The sequence below is a fragment of the Flavobacterium calami genome (assembly GCF_038290035.1).
GTDB classification, from domain to species: domain Bacteria; phylum Bacteroidota; class Bacteroidia; order Flavobacteriales; family Flavobacteriaceae; genus Flavobacterium; species Flavobacterium calami.
This window is the reverse complement of sequence record NZ_JBBYHS010000011.1, coordinates 44299-69170: the sequence shown is the minus strand read 5'-3', so window position 1 is coordinate 69170 and position 24872 is coordinate 44299. Positions and strand designations below refer to the sequence as shown.

The 24872-nt window shown below is 33.5% G+C and carries 21 protein-coding genes; 3 read left to right on the top strand and 18 right to left on the bottom strand.

The features are described from left to right. Positions 1-73: 73 nt before the first annotated feature. Both AAEO57_RS11530 and AAEO57_RS11525 read right to left on the bottom strand, forming a co-directional pair. The gene (locus tag AAEO57_RS11530) at positions 74-358 is read right to left on the bottom strand and encodes a hypothetical protein (protein ID WP_341692725.1); all 285 of its coding nucleotides are present in this window, start codon (positions 356-358) and stop codon (positions 74-76) included. A gap of 133 nt (positions 359-491) precedes the next feature. Next, positions 492-971 (bottom strand): Dps family protein, encoded by a 480-nt coding sequence (locus tag AAEO57_RS11525; protein WP_341692722.1) that lies wholly within the window; start codon positions 969-971, stop codon positions 492-494. A 109-nt stretch (positions 972-1080) separates the two neighbouring features. Between AAEO57_RS11525 and AAEO57_RS11520 the strand changes: the two genes are divergently transcribed. Further along, positions 1081-2022, top strand: coding sequence for a LysR substrate-binding domain-containing protein (locus tag AAEO57_RS11520; RefSeq protein WP_341692720.1), 942 nt, complete (start codon positions 1081-1083; stop codon positions 2020-2022). 94 nt (positions 2023-2116) lie between these two features. On the opposite strand, the gene AAEO57_RS11515 is transcribed toward AAEO57_RS11520, so the two are convergent. The 7 genes from AAEO57_RS11515 to AAEO57_RS11485 form a co-directional block, all read right to left on the bottom strand. Further along, positions 2117-2860, bottom strand: coding sequence for a rhamnogalacturonan acetylesterase (locus tag AAEO57_RS11515; RefSeq protein WP_341692718.1), 744 nt, complete (start codon positions 2858-2860; stop codon positions 2117-2119). Between the two features lie 16 nt (positions 2861-2876). Next, entirely contained in the window at positions 2877-4226 is a 1350-nt protein-coding gene (locus AAEO57_RS11510) for a glycoside hydrolase family 28 protein (RefSeq protein WP_341692716.1), read from the bottom strand. 77 nt (positions 4227-4303) lie between these two features. Next, the gene (gene pelA / locus AAEO57_RS11505; RefSeq protein WP_341692714.1) at positions 4304-5386 is read right to left on the bottom strand and encodes a pectate lyase; all 1083 of its coding nucleotides are present in this window, start codon (positions 5384-5386) and stop codon (positions 4304-4306) included. Positions 5387-5427: 41 nt separating this feature from the next. Continuing rightward, entirely contained in the window at positions 5428-7053 is a 1626-nt protein-coding gene (locus AAEO57_RS11500) for a glycoside hydrolase family 43 protein (RefSeq protein WP_423972147.1), read from the bottom strand. Positions 7054-7063: 10 nt separating this feature from the next. Then, a complete protein-coding gene (locus tag AAEO57_RS11495; protein WP_341692709.1) occupies positions 7064-8296 on the bottom strand; it encodes a glycoside hydrolase family 88/105 protein in 1233 nt (410 codons plus the stop codon). Between the two features lie 28 nt (positions 8297-8324). Continuing rightward, positions 8325-9536: a glycoside hydrolase family 88/105 protein gene (locus AAEO57_RS11490; protein WP_341692707.1), complete on the bottom strand. Its 1212-nt coding sequence runs from the start codon at positions 9534-9536 to the stop codon at positions 8325-8327. 93 nt (positions 9537-9629) lie between these two features. Further along, the gene (locus tag AAEO57_RS11485) at positions 9630-11066 is read right to left on the bottom strand and encodes a glycoside hydrolase family 28 protein (RefSeq protein WP_341692705.1); all 1437 of its coding nucleotides are present in this window, start codon (positions 11064-11066) and stop codon (positions 9630-9632) included. 286 nt (positions 11067-11352) lie between these two features. On the opposite strand from AAEO57_RS11485, the gene AAEO57_RS11480 reads away from it, so the two are divergent. Continuing rightward, on the top strand, positions 11353-12381 hold the full coding sequence (locus AAEO57_RS11480) for a LacI family DNA-binding transcriptional regulator (RefSeq protein WP_341692703.1): 1029 nt from the start codon (positions 11353-11355) through the stop codon (positions 12379-12381). Between the two features lie 126 nt (positions 12382-12507). Here the strand turns inward: AAEO57_RS11480 and AAEO57_RS11475 are convergent, their stop codons facing one another. The 9 genes from AAEO57_RS11475 to AAEO57_RS11435 form a co-directional block, all read right to left on the bottom strand. Further along, a complete protein-coding gene (locus tag AAEO57_RS11475) occupies positions 12508-14121 on the bottom strand; it encodes a UxaA family hydrolase (protein ID WP_341692701.1) in 1614 nt (537 codons plus the stop codon). A 24-nt stretch (positions 14122-14145) separates the two neighbouring features. After that, entirely contained in the window at positions 14146-15588 is a 1443-nt protein-coding gene (locus tag AAEO57_RS11470; RefSeq protein WP_341692700.1) for a tagaturonate reductase, read from the bottom strand. 211 nt (positions 15589-15799) lie between these two features. After that, entirely contained in the window at positions 15800-16468 is a 669-nt protein-coding gene (locus AAEO57_RS11465; protein ID WP_025571673.1) for a bifunctional 4-hydroxy-2-oxoglutarate aldolase/2-dehydro-3-deoxy-phosphogluconate aldolase, read from the bottom strand. Between the two features lie 6 nt (positions 16469-16474). Further along, a complete protein-coding gene (locus AAEO57_RS11460) occupies positions 16475-17497 on the bottom strand; it encodes a PfkB family carbohydrate kinase (RefSeq protein ID WP_341692698.1) in 1023 nt (340 codons plus the stop codon). 13 nt (positions 17498-17510) lie between these two features. Continuing rightward, on the bottom strand, positions 17511-18917 hold the full coding sequence (gene uxaC / locus AAEO57_RS11455; protein ID WP_341692696.1) for a glucuronate isomerase: 1407 nt from the start codon (positions 18915-18917) through the stop codon (positions 17511-17513). A 22-nt stretch (positions 18918-18939) separates the two neighbouring features. Then, entirely contained in the window at positions 18940-19731 is a 792-nt protein-coding gene (locus AAEO57_RS11450; RefSeq protein ID WP_341692695.1) for a gluconate 5-dehydrogenase, read from the bottom strand. Between the two features lies 1 nt (position 19732). Continuing rightward, entirely contained in the window at positions 19733-20572 is an 840-nt protein-coding gene (gene kduI, locus AAEO57_RS11445) for a 5-dehydro-4-deoxy-D-glucuronate isomerase (protein WP_341692693.1), read from the bottom strand. Between the two features lie 87 nt (positions 20573-20659). Next, positions 20660-21976, bottom strand: coding sequence for an MFS transporter (locus AAEO57_RS11440; protein WP_341692692.1), 1317 nt, complete (start codon positions 21974-21976; stop codon positions 20660-20662). A gap of 46 nt (positions 21977-22022) precedes the next feature. Next, positions 22023-23468 (bottom strand): MFS transporter, encoded by a 1446-nt coding sequence (locus tag AAEO57_RS11435; RefSeq protein WP_341692690.1) that lies wholly within the window; start codon positions 23466-23468, stop codon positions 22023-22025. A 519-nt stretch (positions 23469-23987) separates the two neighbouring features. Between AAEO57_RS11435 and AAEO57_RS11430 the strand changes: the two genes are divergently transcribed. Beyond that, positions 23988-24866 (top strand): alpha/beta hydrolase, encoded by an 879-nt coding sequence (locus AAEO57_RS11430; protein WP_341692688.1) that lies wholly within the window; start codon positions 23988-23990, stop codon positions 24864-24866. Positions 24867-24872: the final 6 nt, after the last annotated feature.

The window sequence follows — 24872 nt, the reverse complement described above, 5'->3', positions numbered from 1 at the left end:
AATACTAAAAATGATACATAAAAACCTTATGCATTTGTAATAAATACATCTTGGTTCAAGATAATCGAACGTATTATATCAAATTGGGAGGAGGTGCAAAAATACTTGGAGAAATATTATCCAGCTTTACAATATTACCGGATAAAATAATTTTTGATTCTGTATAAGCAGGTATCAGCAGCTCATGATTAAAAGCATCTGTATAAACAGCTGCTTTGATTTCTTTATTAGATTTCTCTTCTTCTGACATGCTGATTGTAATAGCCGCATTGTTGCTTTTCTTAATCACTGACACAATTGTCGGGGTTGATAAGAAAGCAATAAATATGAATAATAATATGCGGGCAACTAATTTCATCTGAACAAAAATAATGTTAAACAAATAAAATCAAAGTACCTAGTTAAAATTTTTATAGAACTTTAACATTTGTAAAAAGGCCGAATAATCAAATATGATTATTCGGCTTCATAAACAATTAAAAAACAATATTTTACACCTCTTCTTCGAGCCAGGCATTCATCATCCAAATTGTTTTTTCCTGCTCTGCAATGAAGTCACTCATCATAGAATTTGTACCTTCATCATTGATTTCTGCAGACTTATTAAGGATATTTCTTTCAATTTTCAATAAGTCTGACAATGAGTTTACAATCAATTGTACAGCTTTTTCATCATGAGAAATATTCTTCCCAATCGTAAGCTTATTATTTTTGATATAATCCTCAAAAGTATGTAAAGGTGTACCTCCAATAGTCAGAACTCTTTCAGCAATCATATCAATTTTTAATTGAGAATCAGTATATAATTCTTCGAATTTTACATGTAAATCAAAAAAACGTTTTCCTCTGATGTTCCAATGGATTCCTCTCAAATTTTGATAATAAACCTGAAAGTTCGACAGTAATACATTGAGTTCTTTTACTAACAACTCTGATTCTTTAACCGGTAATCCTAAAATATTTGTTTTCATTATATATCGATTTTATAGTATGTTTATTACAAATTTAAAATAACTTCTTCGAAATAATTATAAAAAAAAATTATATTTTCTTATTTTTGCATCATAAAATACTATCAAAATGACTATTACTCAATTACAATATGTTTTAGCGGTTGCCGAGCATAAAAATTTTACGTTAGCAGCAGAAAAATGTTTCGTGACTCAGCCCACATTAAGTATGCAGATTCAAAAAATCGAAGAAGAACTCAATATTTTAATTTTCGACAGAAGCAAAAAGCCTATTCAGCTTACAGATATAGGACAGAAAATTGTAAATCAGGCTAAAAACATTGTGAACGAAGCAAATCGTATTCAGGATATTGTTGAGCAGCAAAAAGGCTTTATTGGCGGCGAATTTCGTTTAGGAATCATTCCGACTATTATGCCAACGCTATTGCCAATGTTTTTAAATAATTTTATAAAAAAATACCCAAAAGTGAAGCTTTTAATTGAAGAGCTAAATACCGATGATATTATTGTAAAATTAAAAAACGGTCATTTGGATGCTGCCATTGCCGCTACGCCACTTGAAGACGAAAAAATCAAAGAAATTGTATTGTATTTTGAACCGTTTGTAGCTTATATTCCTGAACATCATTCTGTTTACCAAAAAGAAGAAATTGAAGTTTCTGATTTAAATATCAATGAAATTTTATTATTACAGGATGGACACTGTTTTAGAGACGGAATTTTGAATTTGTGCAAAAACGGAACTGATATCGAACAAAACAATTTCCAGATACAAAGCGGAAGTTTTGAAACATTGATAAAATTAGCAGATGAAGGATTAGGAACAACATTACTCCCTTATCTTCATACTTTAGATCTAAAGGAATCTGATAAACTAAAACTGCGAAACTTTAAAGAACCTAAACCAGCACGCGAAGTCAGTTTAATTTATCCAAAAAGCGAATTAAAAATGCAAATTATCGATGCTTTAAGAAGTACAATTGCGGGGGTTGTAAAAGGAGCAATTGTTTTTCAGAATGTTCAAATTATAAGTCCGCTGCAAAAAAAATAAAATCGATTTCCTGATTAGTCATTAAATAAAAAATCGTATCCGAAGTTTTAAAACAAACTCTTCGAATACGATTTTTTTTGATGCTTAAAGAACTTTATTTGATTCCCTTTTTAAGTTTTTCAACAGTAGGATCATCCAAAAGTTTTATTTGATTAACCACAATTTGCGCTATTTCTGTGGCTCCTTTTAAAGAAAGGTGTGTGTCATCTGCTTTTTCTTCTTTATAAAAAGGATTTTCACCTGCTTTAAAATGCAAATGCAATTGCTTTGATTTTTCCGGACCGTAAGATTGTTCCAATAATTCAGTATAATATTCTAAATCTATAAAAGGGACTTTATATTCCTGAGCTACTAATCTCGTTTCCAAAGGATAATCGCCATGCGTACCAATCAGCACTCCCTTTTCATTAAAATTTCTTCTTGCAATTGAAGTCAGCAAAATAGGAATTGCTCCCTTTTCACGGCTTTCTTTTACAAAACGGATTAAATTATGTCTGTAGGCAGTATGCGGATTTGTGTAACGCAATGAATCCATGTTTTTGCTATCATTATGTCCAAATTCAATAAAAACATAATCTCCTTTTTTCAGTTTTTGATATACAGCATCCCATTGTTTTTCAGCTATAAAACTTCTGGTACTTCTACCGTTCAAAGCCCTGTTATCGATTACTATATTGTCTTTAAAAAACTGTTGTAACACCTGAGCCCAGCCGTGTTCAGGGTTTTTTTCAGGATCTTTTTTGTTTGCCATTGTCGAATCTCCGATAGTATAAACGGTAGTCTTTTGTGCAAAACAAGCGGCTGAAACGAACCAAAAAATTAAAATATATTTTTTCATTATTATTTGTATTAAACTATTTTGCTGCTGAAGGAACTGTGGCTTTTTCGCCAATGAAAACTTCATTTAGAATTACATTTTCAGCATTTGTACTTGATATGGCATTTTTTGCCAACTTAATTTCGATATTATTCAAAGAAATATTTTTGATCTTTTTGTCGGGAAATCCCTGAAGAACAATTCCCGAAGCTGACGCCTTATTACAAGAAATGTCAGAGAAAGATACATTGGATATTTCTGATTGATATCCTTTTCCTTCTCCGTGATAGTTAGCCGTTATGTAAAGACAATCTTCAACTTCGTCCAATTGAATATTTCGTACAAAAATATTTTTTATAAATCCGCCTCTGTCTGCGTTAGTTTTTAAATAAATACCTCTTTTCAGATAACCAACTGTTTTGCAGTTTTCAACAAACACATTTTGTACGCCTGCAGACATTTCACTGCCAATTACGACTCCATGAAGTCCCTTAAAATTGCAATTTCGGATAATAATATTTTCACTTGGAGTCGCAGAATTGGCTCTTCCTTCATGATCTCTTCCGGCTTTTATAGCAACATTGTCATCGCCGTTATTGAAAGTTACATTTTCAATTAAAACATTTTTAGCATATTCGGGGTCAATACCATCATTATTATAATTTAATGATTTATAACTTATTCCTCTAATTGTTATGCTTTCAGACTTGAGTAAATGAACACACCAAAAAGGAGAATTTTCAATTCGTACATTTTCTACCAATATATTTGAACAGTTAAAAAACTGAATCATTTGCGGACGTAAAAAATAATCTGCTCCAAATTTCCTGTCTTTTAACGGAACATTGCTATGATTCATTTCACGGCTGAGTTCTTTTCCTTTTCCTTCTTTTGCTTTAAAAGTTTTCCAGGTTTTACCTCCTTCTCCATCAATAATCCCTTCGCCTGTTATAGCAATATTTTTGCAATTATATGCATATATTAGAGGACTGTAGTTGTAAAGCATTGTACCTTCCCAACTGGTTAAAACCATCGGCAAATAATCTTCAGGTTTATCACTAAATTTAATTTTAGCTCCTTTTTCAATCTTTAAATTGACATTACTGACAAAGTGAATCGGTCCGTTTAAAAGATAAATACCTTTTGGAACCACAATTGTACCCCCGTTTTTCTTTTTACACAATGCCATTGCCTTATCAAAAAAGGGTTTGCTATTAGAAACTGAATCCCCTTTAGCACCAAGTTTTGCTACATTCACCTGGTAAGAAGGAATCTTTGGCAACTGAATGACGTTTACAATTGAATCTACTTTTGCAGATGGAAATTTATTCTCCTGAGCGAAAGCAAAAGCAGTAAATAATAAAAAGAAAAGAAATCTAAAATTCATGTTTTTGTTTTTGGAAAGCCAAATCTTTACACATATTTAAAGATCTGCCTTTTTATTAAAATTAGTTATAAAGAAATTTATTCTCCATATTTTTTAAACCACTTTTTGTATTTTTTCAAAACTTCCTTAGGCTCATTAGAATACCATGAATATCCATTTCTTCTCTCCTCGCTTATATCTGTTATATATTTCTTTTTAATACCATCGCGGTCACAGAAAAACGGTTCGTTTGTATCAAGTTCTGAAAATCTTGGCCAAATTGGTGCAACCTCTTCAGAAGGATACATTTTCTTGCCTATAACTTTACCCTCTTCATCATATATACGCTCTTCTCTAAGGTTCGTAATTTTTGTTTTTTCAAACCAGTCGTATGCACTTTTAATAGCCGTTTTGATTTCAGGTGAAGGATTATCAATAGACATCAGCAACAAAACAATTTTTGCTGATTCTTTACCACTCAGTGAAGCTAATTCGTAAGCTCTTGCATCAGCAGGTGCAAAGGTAACTTCATCGTGTTGTGCACACCAAACCGTTAAAACACCATTTTGTTTATATTGCGTTTTTAAGATACAATCGATCCCTTTATCAAAAGCAATTTTAGCTTTGTCAACAATTTCCTGAGATGGCTTGATACTATAATATTCTGTCTGATTTGCAATTTCTTTCATTACATTCAACACATCTACCATTGAGTTGTCATTGTAAGTGATATGAGTATAATATCCTTTTTTCAAAGGAAAATACTGAGGCCAGCCTCCATTAGGATATTGTGCAGACAATAAATAGTCTACTGCTTTCAAAAAAGAATCTTTGTATTTTTCTTCTTTTGTCTGTGCATACATTTTTGATACAAAAAGGATTTCCTGTGTTGTAGCTCTGTTATCAATGGTACAATCTTTTCCAGATGGTTTTAATGCTATTAGTGTGCTTTTTTCATCTTCTGTTAATTCTTTTAACATCGGAATGTTTTTTGGCCATCCTCCGATATCTCTTTGGTAAAGCAGGACATTTTCTCCCACTTTTTTACCTTCTTCAGAACCAAACCAGGCAGAGTAGCTTTTTATAATTAAATCTGGCCACTTTTTGGCTTTATCCTGTGCATTTACACAAAAACTGCTACCGATTAAAAGTAATAATGCTGTTTTTTTAAGTTGATTCATTTAGTTTAGTTATTAATTTAGTTTTAGTTATATTCAGTTATTTATTTAGTTATTCTAAACCAATCTATCGCCACACTTCCGGCATCATTAATTATTCCTTCCCTCAGTGCTAAAAAGCCAATTTTAGCACCAATCCATTTACCTTCCTTTGCTGTAAAACTTTCGCCAACAGGATAAAATTTTTCTCCGTCTTCACTATAGAAAAAATTGCAAATTCCGCCAGCTTTCACTTTTACCTGCAGGAAAATTGTTTTATTTGCTATTGCAATTCTTTTACTTTCAGATTCAACTCCCTTCTTATCAGATTTCAGGGTTGTTTTTTGAGAAAGAAATAATTTACCTTCATCTTGTTTCAGACATAAAAAACTATAATCCAGCCCCATAATTACCAAACCGGTAAATTCGCCGTCAAATCGGGAATTAAATGTCATTTTTGTTGTAGCAGTAAACTCATTTGCCGGTAATTTTTGCAAAAGCAGGTTTGGGACATCAAACAGATTATTATAATCTTTTGGAACAGGAATACAACTTAAATTATAATATCCCATTGTGGTAGGAAGTCCCCAGGTTATCTGTGGGTTGGCATGCCACTGCCATTGAAGGCCCAGTTTTGGACTATTGAATTCATCACTTTCAGGCGGTGTTACAACAGGAAATGTTTTTTTACCAACGTTAGGTTTTTTATACATCATGACAGGCTCTCCTACACCATCTTTATCCTCATCATTTCCAATTACAGGCCAGTCATTCTGCCATTTCATAGGCTGCAGATGAACAACCCTTCCATACGCAAACTGATCCTGAAAATGAATAAACCAGTCTTCGCCAGTTTGGGTCTGTACCCATGCACCCTGATGAGGACCATTTACAACTGATTTGCCCTGATCCATCACTTTTCTTTTTTCATAAGGTCCGAAAACATTCTTAGACCTCATAACAGTCTGCCAGCCAGTTGCTACTCCTCCTGCAGGAGCAAATATGTAATAATATCCGTTTCGTTTATAGAATTTAGGCCCTTCAATAGTTGGTTCATCCTGATGTCCGTCAATAATCATAACGTCATCATTATTCGCCGACAAGCCATCCGGATTCATTGTACAGACAGCCAAAGCACTTTTTATTCCTGCACGACTGCCTGCAAAGGCGTAGCCCAGATATGCTTTACCATCCTCATCCCATAAAGGCGTCGGATCAATCAAACCTTTCCCTTCTTTTACCATAACAGGTTCAGACCATGGCCCTTGAGCTTTTTTTGCTTTCACAACATAAATTCCAAAATCAGGATCTGGGTAATAAATATAAAATTCATTCTTGTGAAAACGAATGCAAGGAGCCCAAACACCGTTTCCGTGCTGCACTTTGTTATAAACCTCCAAAGGTTTTTGCTTAGAAAGGGCATATCCTATTAATTTCCAGTTTACCAAATCTTTTGAGTGAAGAATCGGCAGTCCAGGAATACAATTAAAAGATGAAGCCGTCATATAATAATCATCTCCAACCCTGATAGCATCAGGATCAGAATAATCTGCATACAAAATAGGGTTTTTATAAGTGCCATCACCCTGATCAGCTACCCAGACATTCGAATTGTTTTTATTCTCCTGAGCAACTAAATTTTGCATCAGAATACTGCATAAAAAAAGAGATGTTATTTTGAAAAATTTCATTTAAGGAGTATTATCTGTTTAATTCTAATGCCGCTAAAATAAAAGGTCCTGTAGCCTTAGGATCATTATCCTTCTTTTTTTCATTCACATAATATTCATAAGAACCATCTCTGTAAGGAGTCCCTCCTAATCCCGCAACCTGACAAGCCTGAGTTAATGTAATTGTACCATCAGCATCTACTTTGATTAATTGAGTAGTCAATCCATCAAAAGCTTTGTTTGCCAGTTTTTTGAATTTTGATGGCAAATAACCTTTATTTACACCTTTTGCAAATGCATAAGCAAACATTGAAGAACCAGAAGCTTCTAAATAATTTCCTTCTTTACCCATCTTATCTGTCACCTGATACCATAAACCAGATTTATCCTGATATTTCGCTAAACTTTCAGATACATTATTCAAATAACCAACCAGCTCTTTTTGTTTAGGATGATCTTTCGGAAAATAATCCAGAGCATCTACCAGAGCCATTACATACCAGCCAAGAGCTCTTGACCAGAAGTTCGGAGAATTTCCTGTTTCTTTATTTGCCCAAGGCATTTGTTTGCTTTCATCCCAGCCGTGATATAGCAAGCCTGTTTTTGGATCTGTTGCATGAGATTGAATCTCTTCGAACTGATGCGCAATATCGTCAAGATTTTTTCCATTTTCAAAAGTTACAGTATATTGTGCATAAAAAGGCTCTCCCATATACAATCCGTCAAGCCACATCTGGTACGGATAAATCTTTTTATGCCAAAATCCACCACTGTTGGTTCTTGGTTGTTCTGTAAGCTGTTTGCGCAGCAACTGAAGTGATTTTAGGTATTTTTCGTCTTTTGTTTTATCATACGCATTAAAAAGCAAACGACCAGCAACAATCATATCGATGTTGTATTTTTCCAGTTCGTATGTTTTAATTGAACCGTCACTTTCAATAAAATTATCTAAATACCCCTGAATATAGTTTGCATATCTTATATCCGGATTCTTTTTGTATAACTCCTGAAAAGAATACAAAACCAGTCCATGAACATAATCCCATTTTGGAGCTTTTGCATCGTCAATCTGCCAGGACTCCGGATGACGTTTCATTAATGTTAAAGCCATTTTATCAGACCATTTCAAATCTTTGGAAACTACTGTCTGACTTTGAGAATCTGAAGTTTTTGATACTTCCGGTTTGGCTGTTTTACAACTAAAAAATGCAAATGACATTATAAGTGTTGCAATCTTAAAAGTATTTAACGTACTATTTATCATAATATTTATTTTGACTTTTTATTGAAATTTATTTATCTAATTCTATTGCTGCCAGTAAAAATGCTCCTAGTCCGTGAGAATTGTCAGTTACAATCTTTTCGCTCATATAATATTCAAACGAACCATCTCGATAAGGATTCCCTCCTAATCCTGCACTCGCACATACCTGTGTGATATGAACTTCGCCATCCTTATCTACCTTTATAAGATTTTTTATTAATCCCTCAAAACCTTTATTGGCTACCTTTTCAAATTTAGGAGGCAAATAACCTTTGTGTACTCCTTTTGCAAGAAAATAAACCAGCATTGAAGAACCTGACGCCTCTAAATAATTTCCCTCTTTATTTTGCAGGTTCGGAATTTGATACCACAACCCAGATTTATCCTGATATTTGCTTACCGCAATAGCCAATTCATTTAAATACTTTATCAATTCATTGCGTTTTGGATGCTCTTTTGGGAAATAATCCAAAGCATCAACTAATGCCATACCATACCAGCCAAGTGCTCTTAACCAAATGTGAGGAGCTGTTCCTGTTTCTTTATTGGCCCATGCCATTTGTTTGCTTTCATCCCACGCATGAAAATACAAATCCGTTTTTTTATCAAATGTATGCTGATGAAGCAATTCAAATTGATGAGCAACATCGTTTAATTTTTCTCCTTTTTCATATTCAGTAGTATATCTTGCATAAAAAGGCTCTCCCATATACAAACCATCTAACCACATTTGATTGGGATATATTTTTTTATGCCAAAATCCTCCTGATTGGGTTCTTGGATAATCATCAAAATTATTTCTTAATGTTTTTAAGGCTGTAAGATATTTTTCTTCTTTGGTTTTGTTGTATAGATCAAAAAGTATTTTTCCTGCATTTATATTATCAAGACTATGATTTTTAGGATCAAACTTTTTAATTGTACCCTTTTCATCAATAAATGTATCTGCATATCCTTTTACATAATCATAATATTTCTGATTATTGGTTTTCTCATAAAGCTTTTGGTAAGCAGTCAAAATCATACCAATTTTATAATCCCATTTTGGAGCTTCGTGATTATCAATTTTCCAGGCATCAGGATGTCTTTTAATGATTGATAAGGCCATCCTTTCTGACCATTTTAAATTATCAGCAATATTGTTCTGACTTTGATTGTTGACCTGAGCAATTGTTTTACTACAGAAAAAAATCAATAGGATAATTAGAGTTTTAAAGAAACCTGTATTTATTGAAATCATCTTAATTATTAAAATTTGGATTTTATTTTTTTAGTAAAAAAATTATATTCATGACTAATCAGTACAAGATATTATTTGATTAAAATTCAAATTTTAATCTTTAATTGATTCTATTCTTTTTTGATTGATATAGGTATCAATAAAATTAAACTTTTTGATATTTTTTAATAAATAAATAGAGTCCGCTTTTTCTATAACTACATTTTTGAGTGTTACGTTTTCTACAGGAGATTCTTTATATCCTTCAGCCCAGACCCCATATCTTCCTGCTTTTTTGACTTTTATATTCTCAAGACTTATATTTCTAATAACGGGAATAAAATTTCCTGTTTGAGATCCATATACATTATAAAACATATTTAATTTCAAAACACATTCCTTAACAGTGCCTACTTCCAGATTTCTCACATAAACATCTTCAATAATCCCTCCTCTTCTAGAATTTGTTTTAATACGAATTGCTCTGTCTAGATTTGGGCTGTCCATAACACAATTCTCAACAAAAACATTATTTACTCCAGCTGAAATTTCACTCCCAATAACAACACCTCCATGCCCATCAATCATTTTACAATTTTGCACAATAATATTTTTGCTTGGTATTGCAACCCTTCTTCCATCTGCATCTCTCCCTGATTTTATAGCAATACAATCATCCCCAGTATTAAAAACACAGTTCTTAATAATTATGTTTTGAGAATATTCTGGATCACAGCCATCATTATTTGGACCATGACTATTAACCGTTACTCCGTCGATAATAATGTTATTGGATTTTAAAGGATGTAAAATCCAAAAGGGAGCATTAATAATCGTAACATCCTTTATTAAAACAGTACTACATTCAAAAAATTCAATAAAATTAGGACGTAAATAACGTCCTTCCCCAAAAACTCTTTCTGAAACAGGCACACCTTTCTCAGCCATATCAACTAAAACTTCACGATTCGTAGGATCATTTTGAGAAGGAACTCCTTTTTGCCACCCATAATTTTTACCACCCGACCAAATCCACCAATTAGTACTATCAGCCTGACCATTTAGAATCCCCTTCCCTGTAATAGCAACATTGGTTTTATTTTTAGCATAAATAAGAGGCGAATAATTCATTAATTCTGTACCTTCAAAAGAGGTATGGACTATTGGATAATCTTTTGGGTTTATACTAAAAAGAATTTCAGCATTATCCTCTAAGTGCAAATTCACATTGCTTTCCAAATGTATTGGTCCAGTTAGATATTTACCGTTGGGTACAATTACTTTTCCACCTCCATTTAATGAACATTCTTTTATCGCTTTTACAAAAGCTGTAGTATTTATTGTTACCCCATCAGCAATAGCTCCAAAATCATTTATATTATAAATTTTATTGGCAAATCTAACTTGTGGTATACTTTTAACAATCAAATCCTTCCTTACCCATGGATCAATACTTGTAATCTTCGTGTTTTTAGTACCACACGATATGACTAACAAAACAGATGCACCTATAAAAAAAAACCTGTGAATCAAAGCTTTACAGATATCCATATTTAAAATATTTTCAATTTTTAAATCAAACCATCACTAACAATGTAATCGATTACACGAAAGTAAATAAATAGAATGAACTCAACAAATTTATTTAAAAAAAAATTATACATTTAATTTTTATTATAAAATTAATTTACATTTTTTGTAAAAAAATATATAATTTTTCACTATTGTCTTACTATATTTGACAAATAAACTGACTATAGGTAATCGATAACATTTTAAGTTGGAATATCCAAAAAAAATGTATTTTTGTGTTAAAATAATCAAAATATTTTTTTGAATGAGTGAAAAAATAACAATTTATGACATCGCTAAGAAACTAAACATCACCGCTGCAACTGTTTCCAGAGCCTTAAACAATAATCCCAAAATAAAAGAAAGCACTAGAGAGTTGGTTCTTGAAACAGCAGCTTCAATGAACTACAAACAAAACAAATTAGCTTTGGCTTTAAAAAGCGGAAGGAGTAATAATATTGGTGTTATTGTTCCTCGTATTGACAGTAATTTTTTCGCATCTGTAATCCGAGGAATCGAAGAAGAGCTTTACCCACATGGATATCAGGTTATTATTTGCCAGACACATGAAAACCCAAAAAGAGAAAGCGAAAACCTTTATACCTTAATTGACGCTCAGGTTGACGGGATATTAATGTCAGTTTCAGGAGTTAATAACGAAAACGACAGTGCTTTTCGCAATGTATTAGAAAAAAATGTTCCTTTGATATTTTTTGACCGTAGTAAACATATAGAGGGTGTAAGCTCAGTTACAATTAATGATTTTAAAGGAGGATACATAGCCACAAAACAACTCATCAATCAGGGATGTAAAAATATCGCACATTTATCCGGTGACCAATCCTTGGAGATTTTCAAAAACAGGTTTTTAGGATACAAACAAGCCTTGATTGATAATGGCATAGAATTTAATGAAAAATACGTTATTCAGTCTAAAAGTAGTGTTGAAGCCGGAAAAGAGGCAATTGACATCTTATTAGAACTTGAAACTCCTCCAGATGCTATCTTCTCATCAAGTGATTTTGCCGCATTGGGTGCCATTCAGGAATTAAAAGAAAGAAATATAAACATCCCGGATGATTTTTGCGTCGCAGGATTCAGTAATGAACCATTCACAAAATTTATGGAAATGTCAATAACTTCTGTGGATCAGTCTCCTCTTGAAATGGGAAGGATGTCTGCACGCGTATTCTTAGAACAGGTAGACAAAACTGACACCATTAAAATCGAAAAAAAGGTAGTTCTTGCTCCAGAATTACACATTCGTAAATCTTCAACAAGAACTACCTCTTAATAGTTTTTTTTAGATACGATTAACATATCAAATATTAATTATTTACCATATAAGTCATTTAAGAAAACAAGCCGTAATTTACTTAAATAAACTCACACAACTTATATGGTTGACCTTTGAAACTCCTTAAAGCGAAACCCCTCTTTTCCAAGGAATAAATACATCTTGTTTCAGCTGGTCTGCTTTTGTTTCTACGTTTCCGCTTGCCAATTCTATAATATAATCTACGAGTTCTGCTCCAACTTCGGTGATGTTTTTTTCACCAGTAATCACAGTTCCAGCATTGAAATCGATAATATCCGACATTCTATTAGTTAATGCGGTGTTTGAAGCAATTTTCACAACGGGTGCAACCGGATTACCCATCGGATTTCCTAAACCTGTTGTAAATAAAACAACGGTCGCTCCCGATCCAACTAATCCTGTGGTACATTCAGCGTCATTTCCTGGTGTATTTAGAAGATTTAAACCCGGTTGCGAAATGTATTCGCCGTAATCCAAAACATCTACAATAGGTGCAGTTCCACCTTTTTTAGAAGCCCCTGCCGATTTCATAGCGTCGGTAATTAATCCGTCTTTAATATTTCCCGGAGACGGGTTCATATCAAAGCCTGAACCTGCATCTACAACTGATTTTTCAAAAGCTTTCATCAAAGCTAAAAACTTATCAGCTTTTTCTTCGTCCACACATCGGTTCATTAATTCTTGCTCAACGCCGCATAATTCCGGGAACTCTGCCAAAATGGATTTCGCTCCCAAAGCTGCAAAAATATCTGAAACAACTCCTAATGCTGGATTAGCAGAAATTCCTGAAAACCCGTCAGAACCACCACATTCTAAACCAATAGTTAGTTTTGAAATTGGAGCAGGTTTACGTTCGATTTTATTAGCTCTTTTAATAGCTTCATAAGAATCCTTAATCACCATTTGAAACATTTGATCGGTAGTTCCAATTTGTTGTTGCTCATAGATCAAAATTTCTTTATCACAATTTGGACTAATTGCTTTCAATGCATCTTTAAAAATATTTACCTGCAAATTTTGGCAGCCCAAACTTAAAATTGTTGCTCCGGCAACATTTGGATTGTTCACATATCCTGCAAGCAGTTTTGCCAACAATTCCGAATCTTGTCGAATTCCACCACAACCACCTTGATGGTTGATGAATTTTACTTCAATATTGTCTAAAAGATTTTCATTTCTATTTCTATCCGAAACTTCTTCTACGCTTTTTTCTTCAATTAAAGAACGTAACAAATTTTTATAAGAAACATCTTTTTTTGGCAGTAATTCATTTTCGAAAATATCTTTCAGTTTTTCGATATTTTTGTTTTCACAAAAAACTAATGGAATAAATAACCAAACGTTTTTGGTTCCGACTTGCCCATCAGCACGGTGGTATCCGTTGAAAGTTTTATCTTTCCAACGATCAACATTTGGTGGCGTCCAACCTAAATTTCCGGTTTTACCAAAAACTTTTTCACTTTGATGTTTTACGTTTTCAGTGGTAATTACTTCTCCCTTTTTTACAGGTTCTACAGCTTTTCCTACCAAAACGCCATACATTATTATTTCATCACCAATTGCAAAATCTTTCTCTGCGATTTTATGTTTTGCTTTAACATCTGTTATTGGTATGACTGTAGTTCCTTCAAACGCTATTTGTTCGTTTTGTACCAAATCGGTTAAAGCAACAATTACGTTATCTGCCGGATTTACTTTAATTAATTTCTTTTGCATGATTATATTTTTTTTATCTCTGGACTAAAATTGTTTGCTGAAATTTACGAAACCATTTTCGATTCCATTAGCCTCAATTTCACTCAAAGCTACCACTAAAGCTTCAGACAAACCGTTAATTTTTGTTAAATCTTCTCCCCAGAAATCTGTGTTTTCAAGTGTTTGTTTAACAACTAAATCTATAGATCCAGCTTTCCAAATGTTATTAAATGCTTCAACTAACTCTGGAGTATCTTTTACTGGTAATGCTTCGTTATTCCAAGTTCCTTTGTAGAATTGAATCAAACAAGCTAATGAATAAGTTAAACTAACAGGTAGTTTTTTATTATTGTTGTAATACCCTAATAAACTAGGTAAAACTCTTACTTTGAATTTAGAGATAGAGTTTAACGCAATATCAGCAAGTGCGTGTTTGATAAATGGATTTCTAAAACGATCCATTACCTCTTCACAGTAGGCAGTGATTTCATTTTTGTCCATAGCAAGGGTTTCACTGATTTCGGCAATAACGTTATCAACGAATTTCCCAGTAAAATCTCCGTTAACGGTTTCCATTACTAATTTGTTACCGTACAAAAGTGAACAAGGAACCATTGCAGTATGAGCACCATTCAAAATACGAACTTTAATCATTTTGAAAGGACGAATATCATCAACAATCTTCACATTCAAATCCGTTTTGTGGAATGGTAATTTAGCTTTCAAATCATCTCCGCCTTCGATTGCCCATAGGAAAAATGGTTCAGCAGCAACAATTAAATTGTCTTGATAGTCTAATTTGCTATTGTATTCTTCAATATTAGCTCTTGGATATCCAGGTACAATTCTATCAACCAAAGTACTGTGATACGTACAAGCATCCGATACCCATGTTTTGAATGCATCTTCTAACTTCCACAAATCAACATATTGTAAAATGATTTTTTTCAAAGTCTCTGAGTTGTAATCAATCAATTCACAAGGAATGATAGTTACAGCTTTAGAAGCATCTCCATTGAAATGTTTGAATCTTTCGTATAACAAAACAGTCAACTTTGCAGGAAATGCTGCTGGTGGCTGCATATCCGGAGTATCCGTTCCGATAAATTCAATTCCAGCTTCAGTAGTGTTTGAAACAATAAATTGAAGTTCTTCTTCTTTTGCTAAAGCTAGGTAATCAGCAAATTCAGTATATGGATTGATGGCTTTTACAACATTGTCAATTAATTGAATATCCTGTATTTTTTCGCCTTTTTTGATACCGTTCATAAACAAAGTATAAAGGCCGTCTTGATCATTAATCATGTTTACCATACCGTCTTTCAATGGCTGAACCATTGCAATTCCTGCATTGAAATCAACTTCTTTATTTAGTTTATGAAAAGCGTAATCAACGAAAGCTCTCAAGAAATTACCTTCACCAAATTGAACTACTTTAATAGGTTGTTTTTTTTCTAAACCTGTATTTACTCTATTTAATTTTTTCATTTTAAATCTTCTCTAAAAGTGTTATAAATAACCTCATTAATTCCTTACCCGTTTCATTATTGTAAAAGAAACATTACACTTGTAAAAAACAAACAAAACTTGCTGTGAGGAGTGACAAATTTTATTTCAAGCGTAATGTTCAATTACAACCTTTAAAACTCTAAAAAAAACTGCTTTCCAAATAAGAAACAAACTGATTATTCCTTATTTATTATTTTCTAATATTTTTTATGATGTTCAAAACATCACTTACTTTATTTTTCAAACCTTCAAAATCCTGTTTATCCAACAAATCCTTTGAAATTAACTGAGAACCCAAACCTACACATGTAGCACCTGCATTCAGCCATGAAGACAAACTTTCTTCCGTTGGATAAACCCCTCCTGTAGGCATAATAGTAGTCCACGGACATGGCCCTTTTATTGCTTTAATAAACTCTGGCCCGTAAGTATCCGCAGGAAACAACTTCACAACTTCACAACCTAATTCTTCTGCTCTTGCAATTTCTGAAAGAGTTCCGCAACCAGGAGACCATAAAACTTTTCTACGGTTACAAGCTATTGCAATATCTTCTCTAAATACCGGAGTTACAATAAAATTAGCACCAAGCTGCATGTATAATGAAGCTGCTGCAGCATCAGTAACAGAACCAACACCTAACATCATTCCCGGCAATTCAGCCAATGCATATTTATTTAATGCTCCAAAAACTTCAAAAGCAAAATCACCTCTGCTGGTAAACTCCATTAATCTGGATCCACCATCGTAACAAGCTTTTAATACTTTTTTACTGATTTCAATATCCGAATGAAAAAACAAAGGAACCATTCCGTTATCTTTCATCGTCTGAGCTACTTCAATTCTTGAATACTTTGCCATACTTTTTTATCTTGATACTAATCCCGCAGAATTTCCTCCTGCCATGTTTTCAACTTCTTTTAATGTAACTAAATTATAATCTCCGGCGATTGTGTGTTTCAAGCAACAAGCAGCTACTGCAAAATCTAATGCCTTTTGTTTATCCTCTTTATATTCAACTAATCCGTAAATTAGTCCTCCCATAAATGCATCACCACTACCTACCCTGTCAATTACAGGAGTCACTTCCTGTACTGCTGCATTAAAAATAGTTTTTCCGTCAAATAAAACTCCGCCAATTCTTTGGTGCGAAGCACTAACTGAATAACGCAATGTAGTCGCTACCGTTTTCAAGTTCGGGCAAAGCTCATATAATTTAGAATATAAAACCGGCAATGACTCTTTGTTTTGATAATCAGGATTTACTTTAGGGATTCCCAGCATAAAATAGGCTGTATCAATATCACCTAAAATAACGTGACTGTATTTTAATAATTCTGGCATAACCTCACTTGGAGTTTTGCCATATTGCCATAATTTTGATCTGTAATTCAAATCACATGAAATGGTCAATCCTAATTCATGCGCTATCTTAACTGCTTCCAGACAGGCTTCTGCAGCACTTTGAGAAATTGCAGCTGAAATTCCGCTAAAATGAAACCATGTCGCACCTTCCAGTACTTTCTTCCAGTCAATATCTCCTTTCTGAATAGTTGCCATCGAACTGTGTGCGCGATCATATACCACATTACTTCCTCTGGTTCCTGCTCCTGTTTCTAAATAATAAGTTCCTAAACGTTCTCCGCCGTAAACAATACTTTTAGATTCAACATTCATTTTACGCATCTCCTGCACTGCACAGTAACCAATTTCGTTCTCAGGTAATCTGGTCACAAATTCTGCATTAATCCCGTAATTAGCCAAAGAAACACAAACATTAAATTCACCTCCGCCGTAAGACGCTGTAAATGCTTTAGCCTGAGAAAAACGCAGATGTCTTTCTGTAGAAAACCGCAACATTATTTCGCCGAATGCAACTACTTTACTCATTGTCAATATTTAATTAAAATTTAAAATATTCTTTTGCATTATTATATGAAATATCAGAAACCATTTTTCCAATCCATTCCATATCAGCAGGAAGTTCACCTCTTTGAATTTCATCTCCTAAAAGATTACAAAGAATACGTCTGAAATATTCGTGTCTTGGGAAAGATAAGAAACTTCTTGAATCAGTAAGCATACCAACAAAACAGCTGATTAAACTCATATTCGAAAGAGCATTCAATTGTTTAGTCATTCCGTCTTTCTGATCCAAAAACCACCATCCTGAACCGAACTGTACTTTTCCTCTTACACTTCCGTCATTAAAGTTACCAATCATGGTAGCCATCACTTCGTTGTCAGCAGGATTTAAGTTGTAAATGATAGTTTTTGTTAATTTATCTTTACTATCTAATGTATTTAAGAAAGCAGAGAGTTTTTGAGCCTGTGGGTAATCTCCAATAGAATCCCAGCCTGTATCAGGTCCTAAAATCCTGTGCATACGGGCATTATTGTTACGCAAAGCTCCTAAGTGAAATTGCTGAACCCATCCTAATTCATGGTATGTTTCACATAGAAATAATAATACAGCACTTTGGAATTTCAATGCTTCTTCCGGACTAACTTCCTGATTTTCTCTTTTCTTTTTGAAGATTGCAGCAACTTCAGATTCAGTAAAGTTTTCGAAATAAATCTGATCCAATCCGTGATCACTTAATTTACAGCCATTTTCATTAAAGAAATCTATTCTTTTTCTTAATGCATCACGTAAATCAGCATAAGTATTGATTGCTATACCGGACACATCCCCCAATGTGTCCAGATAAGCATTGTACCCATCATTTGAAATCAAAATTGCTTTATCAGGTCTAAAAGCCGTACTCATTTTAGTTTCAAAAGGATTATTGTTTAATTTTTGGTGAAATTCTAAAGTATCAATTGGATCTTCAGTAGTACAAACCAATTCAGCATTTACTTTTTTTAGCAGGTTTCTTGTACTGTATTCAGCTGAATTTACTTTTGCAGAAGCTTCTTCATATATTCTTTCAGCTGATTTTTCATTCAGCAAATCATAAATATCGAAGTAACGTGCTAATTCTAAGTGTGTCCAGTGATACAAAGGATTACGCATTGTATAAGGAACTGTTTTTGCCCAGTTCAGGAATTTGTCTTTATCAGCACCGTTTCCTGTAATAAATTGCTCATTAATCCCTAACGTACGCATTGCACGCCATTTATAGTGATCCCCGTTTATCCACACATTTGTGATATTATCAAAAATTTTATCTTCTGCAATAAACTGTGGATTTAAGTGATTGTGGTAATCGATGATAGGCTGATTTTTTGAGTAGTTATGGTACAACTCTTCAGCATATTTATTTTCAAGTAAAAAATTATCGTTTATGAATGTTTTATTAGAACTCATGTCTTTTAATATAATAGAAAAATTATTCTTCGCTTGATGGTTTTCCAATGGTAGCAAGGATACCACCATCTACGTATAAAATGTGACCGTTTACAAAATCACTGGCTTTAGATGATAAAAATATTGCTGCACCAGCTAAATCACCTGGATCTCCCCATTTTGCTGCCGGTGTTCTGCTAATAATAAAATCATTAAACGGATGTCCATCCACTCTGATAGGTTTGGTTTGTTCAGTAGCAAAATAACCTGGTCCGATTCCGTTTATTTGAACATTATATTTAGCCCATTCTGTTGCCATATTTTTAGTCAGCATTTTCAAACCGCCTTTTGCAGCAGCATAAGCCGAAACAGTATTTCTTCCTAATTCGCTCATCATAGAGCAAATATTGATAATTTTCCCCTGTCTTCTTTCGATCATTCCTTTTGCCACATGCTTAGAAACGATAAACGGACTCACTAAATCAATATCAACAACTTCTCTAAAATCAGCAACTTCCATTTCCAGTAAAGGAATTCTTTTAATGATTCCGGCGTTGTTAATTAAGATATCAATTGGCCCAACTTCATTTTCAATTTTGGCTACAGCGGCACTAACTTCTTTTTCTTCTGTCACATTAAATTTGTAACCAACAGCATTAATTCCTTCACTTTTTAATTCGGCTACAGCATTATCAATTTTTTCCTGAGAAGAATTTCCGTTTACAACAATCGTTGCACCAGCCTGACCTAATCCTTTTGCCATTGCCATTCCCAATCCGTGAGTACTTCCTGTGATAAGGGCAACTTTTCCTTTTATATCAAATAAATTTGTCATTTTATCTTAAATCAGTGATTTTACAAACATCCATATCTCCGTAATCTAAATTCTCTCCTGCCATTCCCCAGATAAAAGTATAATTACTTGTTCCTGAACCAGAGTGAATAGACCAAGGCGGAGAAATTACAGCCTGATGATTATTCATCCAGATATGTCTTGTTTCCTGCGGCTGCCCCATAAAGTGACAAACTGCCTGATTTTCCGGAATATCTAAATAAAAATACACTTCCATTCTACGATCGTGAACGTGTGCCGGCATTGTATTCCAAACACTTCCCGGTTTTAATTCTGTCATTCCCATTTGTAATTGACAAGTTGTAACCACACTACCAATAATCATTTGATTTACGGTACGGTGATTTGCCGTTTCCATTGCACCTAAGTGTAATTTATTAGCTTCTTCCAGACTTACTTTTACAGTAGGATAAGTCGTATGTGCCGGAGCTGAGTTAATATAAAATTTAGCCGGATTATTTTTATCATCACTTTTGAAGACAACTTCTTTATTTCCACTACCAATGTACAAAGCATCTTTAAAACCTAATGCATAAGATATTCCTTCAACAACTACAGAACCATTTCCACCAACATTAATAACACCTAACTCCCTGCGTTCTAAAAAATAAGGTGCTTTTAACGGATCAATCGTCTCTAAAGCCAAATCACTATTTACAGGAACTGCAGAACCAGCAATATATCTGTCGTAGTGAGAATAAACCAGCACAACTTCATCTTCCTGCATTAAGTCATCAATTAAGAATTCTTCTCTCAATTGCTGCGTATCATATTTTTTTACAGCTTCAGGGCTTGATGCGTATCTTGAACTATACTTTGTCATAATTTTAAATTAATGTAATCGATTGCACAAAATTATATTTTTATATTTAAATATCATAATAGAAACGGAAATTTATTTGTGTAAATATTACACTTCTACCTTTTTCATCCTAGGAACTAAAATATGCATAATAAGCCAGGCTAATAAATAAGCTGCTCCACAAATACAGAACATAATAAAATAACCTGTTTCTATCTTACCTATTTTAGTATAATAAACGAACATATTTTTTTGAACCAGTAAAGTTAATAAAATTCCACCAAGTGCCCCGAACATACCTCCAATTCCAGTAACAGAAGCAGTTGCTTTTTTAGGAAACATATCTGACACCGTGGTAAAAATATTAGCGCTCCATGCCTGATGCGCAGAAACAGCCAAACCTATAACTAAAATTGCCCACCATATATTTATTGTACCCAAATATTGAGAAAACAATACAGGCAAAACTGCAAACGCATAAATCAACATACTTGTTTTTCGAGCTTTATAAGCAGGCCAGTTTTTTTCAATTAATTTCAACGGAAGCCATCCGCCAAAAATACTTCCTACACTCCCAATAACATAAACTAAAGCACATGGCCAGATAATTTCCGTAGCAGAAAGCTTATATTCTTTCATTAGAAAATCAGGCAACCAGAATAAATAAAACCACCAAACAGGGTCTGTTAATAGTTTTCCAATTGCAAAGGCCCAGGTTTGACGAAAACTTAATAATTTAAACCATGAAACTTTCTCATTATCTTCTGCTTCAATTACATCAGTTTTATCTGCATTAATATATTCAAGTTCAGCTTGTGACAACCGCTTTTGTTTTTCAGGCACTTCATATAAAACAAACCATAAGGCTAGCCAAACAAAACCAATAATTCCGGTTGCAATAAAAGCCCATTGCCATCCATAATTTTCAGCTATAAAAGGAACCGAAAGAGGAACAATTATAGCTCCAATATTACTTCCTGAATTAAATATTCCCGTAGCCAGAGCACGTTCTTTTTGAGGAAACCATTCAGCTGTTGCTTTTATAGCTGCAGGAAAATTCCCTGCTTCTGTGATTCCTAAAAATATACGAGCAATTAAAAAGCCTCCTGTACCAGTTGCAAAAGCATGACCAACAGCCGCTAAACTCCACAAACCGGTTGCAATTGCATACCCTATTTTTGTACCTAATTTATCAATAATCCCACCTGCAACCAACATCCCCAGCGCATAGGCAATTTTAAAAGCTAATTCAATATTAGAATAATCTATTACCTCTTGTTCCGGAGTCCAGTGAAAGGCTTCTGCAAGAAAAGGCCTTAAATAACTGATCACATTTCGATCTAAATAATTTACGGTAGTAGCAAAGAAAACTAAGCTACAGATTGTCCAGCGATACTTTCCTATCGCTGCGTTGGTTTGGTTCATAATTTTGGTTGGTTTGGTTGGTTAGTTTAGTTAGCATGAAAATCTTTTAAAGATCTGTAATCGGCGCATATTTAGGAACCAAAGTTTTCATCACAATCCAGCCTGTTAAGTAACAAACCGCACAAATTGAAAAAATGATAAAATATCCAGCCTCAATCCCCTGAAAGCCCATAAAAGACATATTTGTATCTTTACTATAATCGAACAATAATCCAGAACCTTTATTAATCAAAGTAGAACCAATACCTCCAGCTAAACCTCCAATTCCTGTAATGGTTGCAATTGCTTTTTTAGGAAACATATCTCCTACTGTTGTAAAAATATTAGCAGACCAAGACTGGTGAGCTGCTCCGGCAATACCAATGATAATTACCGGAATCCAGTAACTAATATAACCTAATGGCTGAGCAATTAAAGCTAATAACGGGAAGAAAGCAAAAATCAACATGGCTCTCATTCTTCCTTCGTATGGATTCATCCCTTTTTTTTCAACAAAATAAGTTGGAAGCCATCCTCCTATAATTGATAATAAAGTAATCATATATAAAACAAACAAAGGTAAAGCCGCTTCAGTAGAATCCATTCCATAAACTGAACTCAAATAAGCAGGAGTCCAGAACAAGAAGAACCACCAAACACCATCAGTCATAAATTTTCCAAAAGCAAAAGCCCAGGTTTGTTTGTATTTAAAACAATCTACAAGAGAAACCTTTGTAGCTGTTTCTGGCTTATAACCTTCAATTTTACTATCTGCAAGATCATCCTGCTGGATATAAGCTAATTCTGCAGCACTAACTTTTGGGTGTTTTTCAGGCTTATCATACATAAAAACCCAGAATCCCATCCATACAAAACCTAAAGCTCCAATAATAATAAACGCCATTTCCCAACCAAAAGCCTTAGCAATGAAAGGAATTGTTATTGGCGCTGCTAAAGCCCCCACTGTTGCTCCGGCATTGAAAATACTTGTTGAAAATGCTCTGTCTTTTTTAGGAAAATATTCAGCTGTAGTTTTGATAGCAGCAGGAAAATTCCCAGCTTCTCCAACAGCTAGGACAAAACGAGCAAAAATAAACAGAGTAACACTCACATTAATTACCAGTGCAGTATCATTTACTGTATGGATTGCATCTTTCGCACCTTCAAAACCTACAAACCAGTCTCCTGTAATAATCCCTGAGGTTGCAATACCACAAAATGCATGTAAACACGCTCCTAAAGACCAAATTCCAATTGCCCAAAGAAAACCTTTTTTAGTATCCAGCCAATCCACAAATCTTCCGGCAAACAATAAAGAAACTGCATAAAAGATAGAAAATAAAGCAGTAATATTTCCATAATCATTGTTTGTCCAGTGAAATTCCGGTGCGATAAAATCACTCCATGTTAATGAAAGAACTTGTCTGTCCAAATAATTAATGGTTGTTGCAAAAAACAACAATGCACAAATACTCCAACGATAATTTCCAATAGATTGGTTGTTTTGACTCATAGTAACTATGTTTGTTTGGTTTATCTAAAACCTTTAATTAATTAAAAATGTATTTTTTACAATTACAAACAAACGTAATATTTTCATATTAACCATAAGTTTTTAAAATATAATTAATTTGCAAATAAAATACCAAAATGTAATCGATTGCACAAATATAGGTTTAAATACGTAGATTCCAAATAAATTACTTAAAAAATTATTTCAAACCACAAATTAAACATATATTGCAAAAAAAGAGATTCAAAATTACACATTAAACAATACATTTGTTAAATCAATCTCCCCAAAAGAAAGAACCAAAACATTGATATAAAACGAAATAAAACTTGTTAGCCTTACTCAATTTCGACTATTTATTTTATTAAACATAGTAACTTTAAGCAATCATTTAACCCCAAATTTTCAGACTCAAAAACTACTTAGTATTAAAAAATCTAACATCTTAAAAAATTGAAAACATTTAAAAAAAATAATCTGAGAAAAAGCTTTTTTATATGCAGTTTCTTATTTGTATCTATGCAAAATTTACATTCTCAAAACGAAATTTTACCTCTCTGGAGCAAAATACCTGATGAAATAAATACTCCGGATTATACCGAAAAAGAAGATATAAAAGAGGGTAAAATTCAACGCACAAGCCAGGTTATTATCCCTACATTAAATGTTTTTCTTCCAAAAGAAATAAAACCTAATCAAACAGCAGTTCTTATTTTTCCGGGCGGAGGATATTCACATTTATCAATGAATAAAGAAGGAACAAAAGTTGCAGAATGGTTTAACACTTTAGGAATTACTGCTTTTGTTGTAAAATATCGATTGCCAAGTGATTTAATCATGAAAAACAAATCCGTCGGACCTTTACAGGATGCTCAGGAAGCCATTCGTTATGTTCGGTCTAATGCCGCAAAATGGAATATCAATCCCAATAAAGTTGGTGTAATAGGTTTTTCTGCCGGTGGACATTTAGCCTCAACTCTGGCAACACATTTTGATGATAAAACCTATGAATCAAAATTCAACACTAGTGCCAGACCTGATTTTTCAATATTAATTTACCCTGTAATCTCAATGGACAGCAATATCACCCACAAAGGTTCTCAGTCCAATTTGTTAGGAAAAAATCCTTCTCAGACACTTATTGATAATTTTTCGAATGATAAAAGAATTACACCTCAAACACCCCCGACATTTTTAATTCATGCTTCTGATGATAGCGCCGTTCTACCTGAAAACAGCATCAATTATTATTTAGGTCTAAAAAAGAATAACGTTTCAGCGGAATTACATATTTACGAAAAAGGAGGCCATGGCTTTGGTTTAGGCGTAAAAGACACTAGTCAGTTTTGGACTAATGATTGTAAAGAATGGCTGAAAACCAATAATTATATTTTCTAAACACTC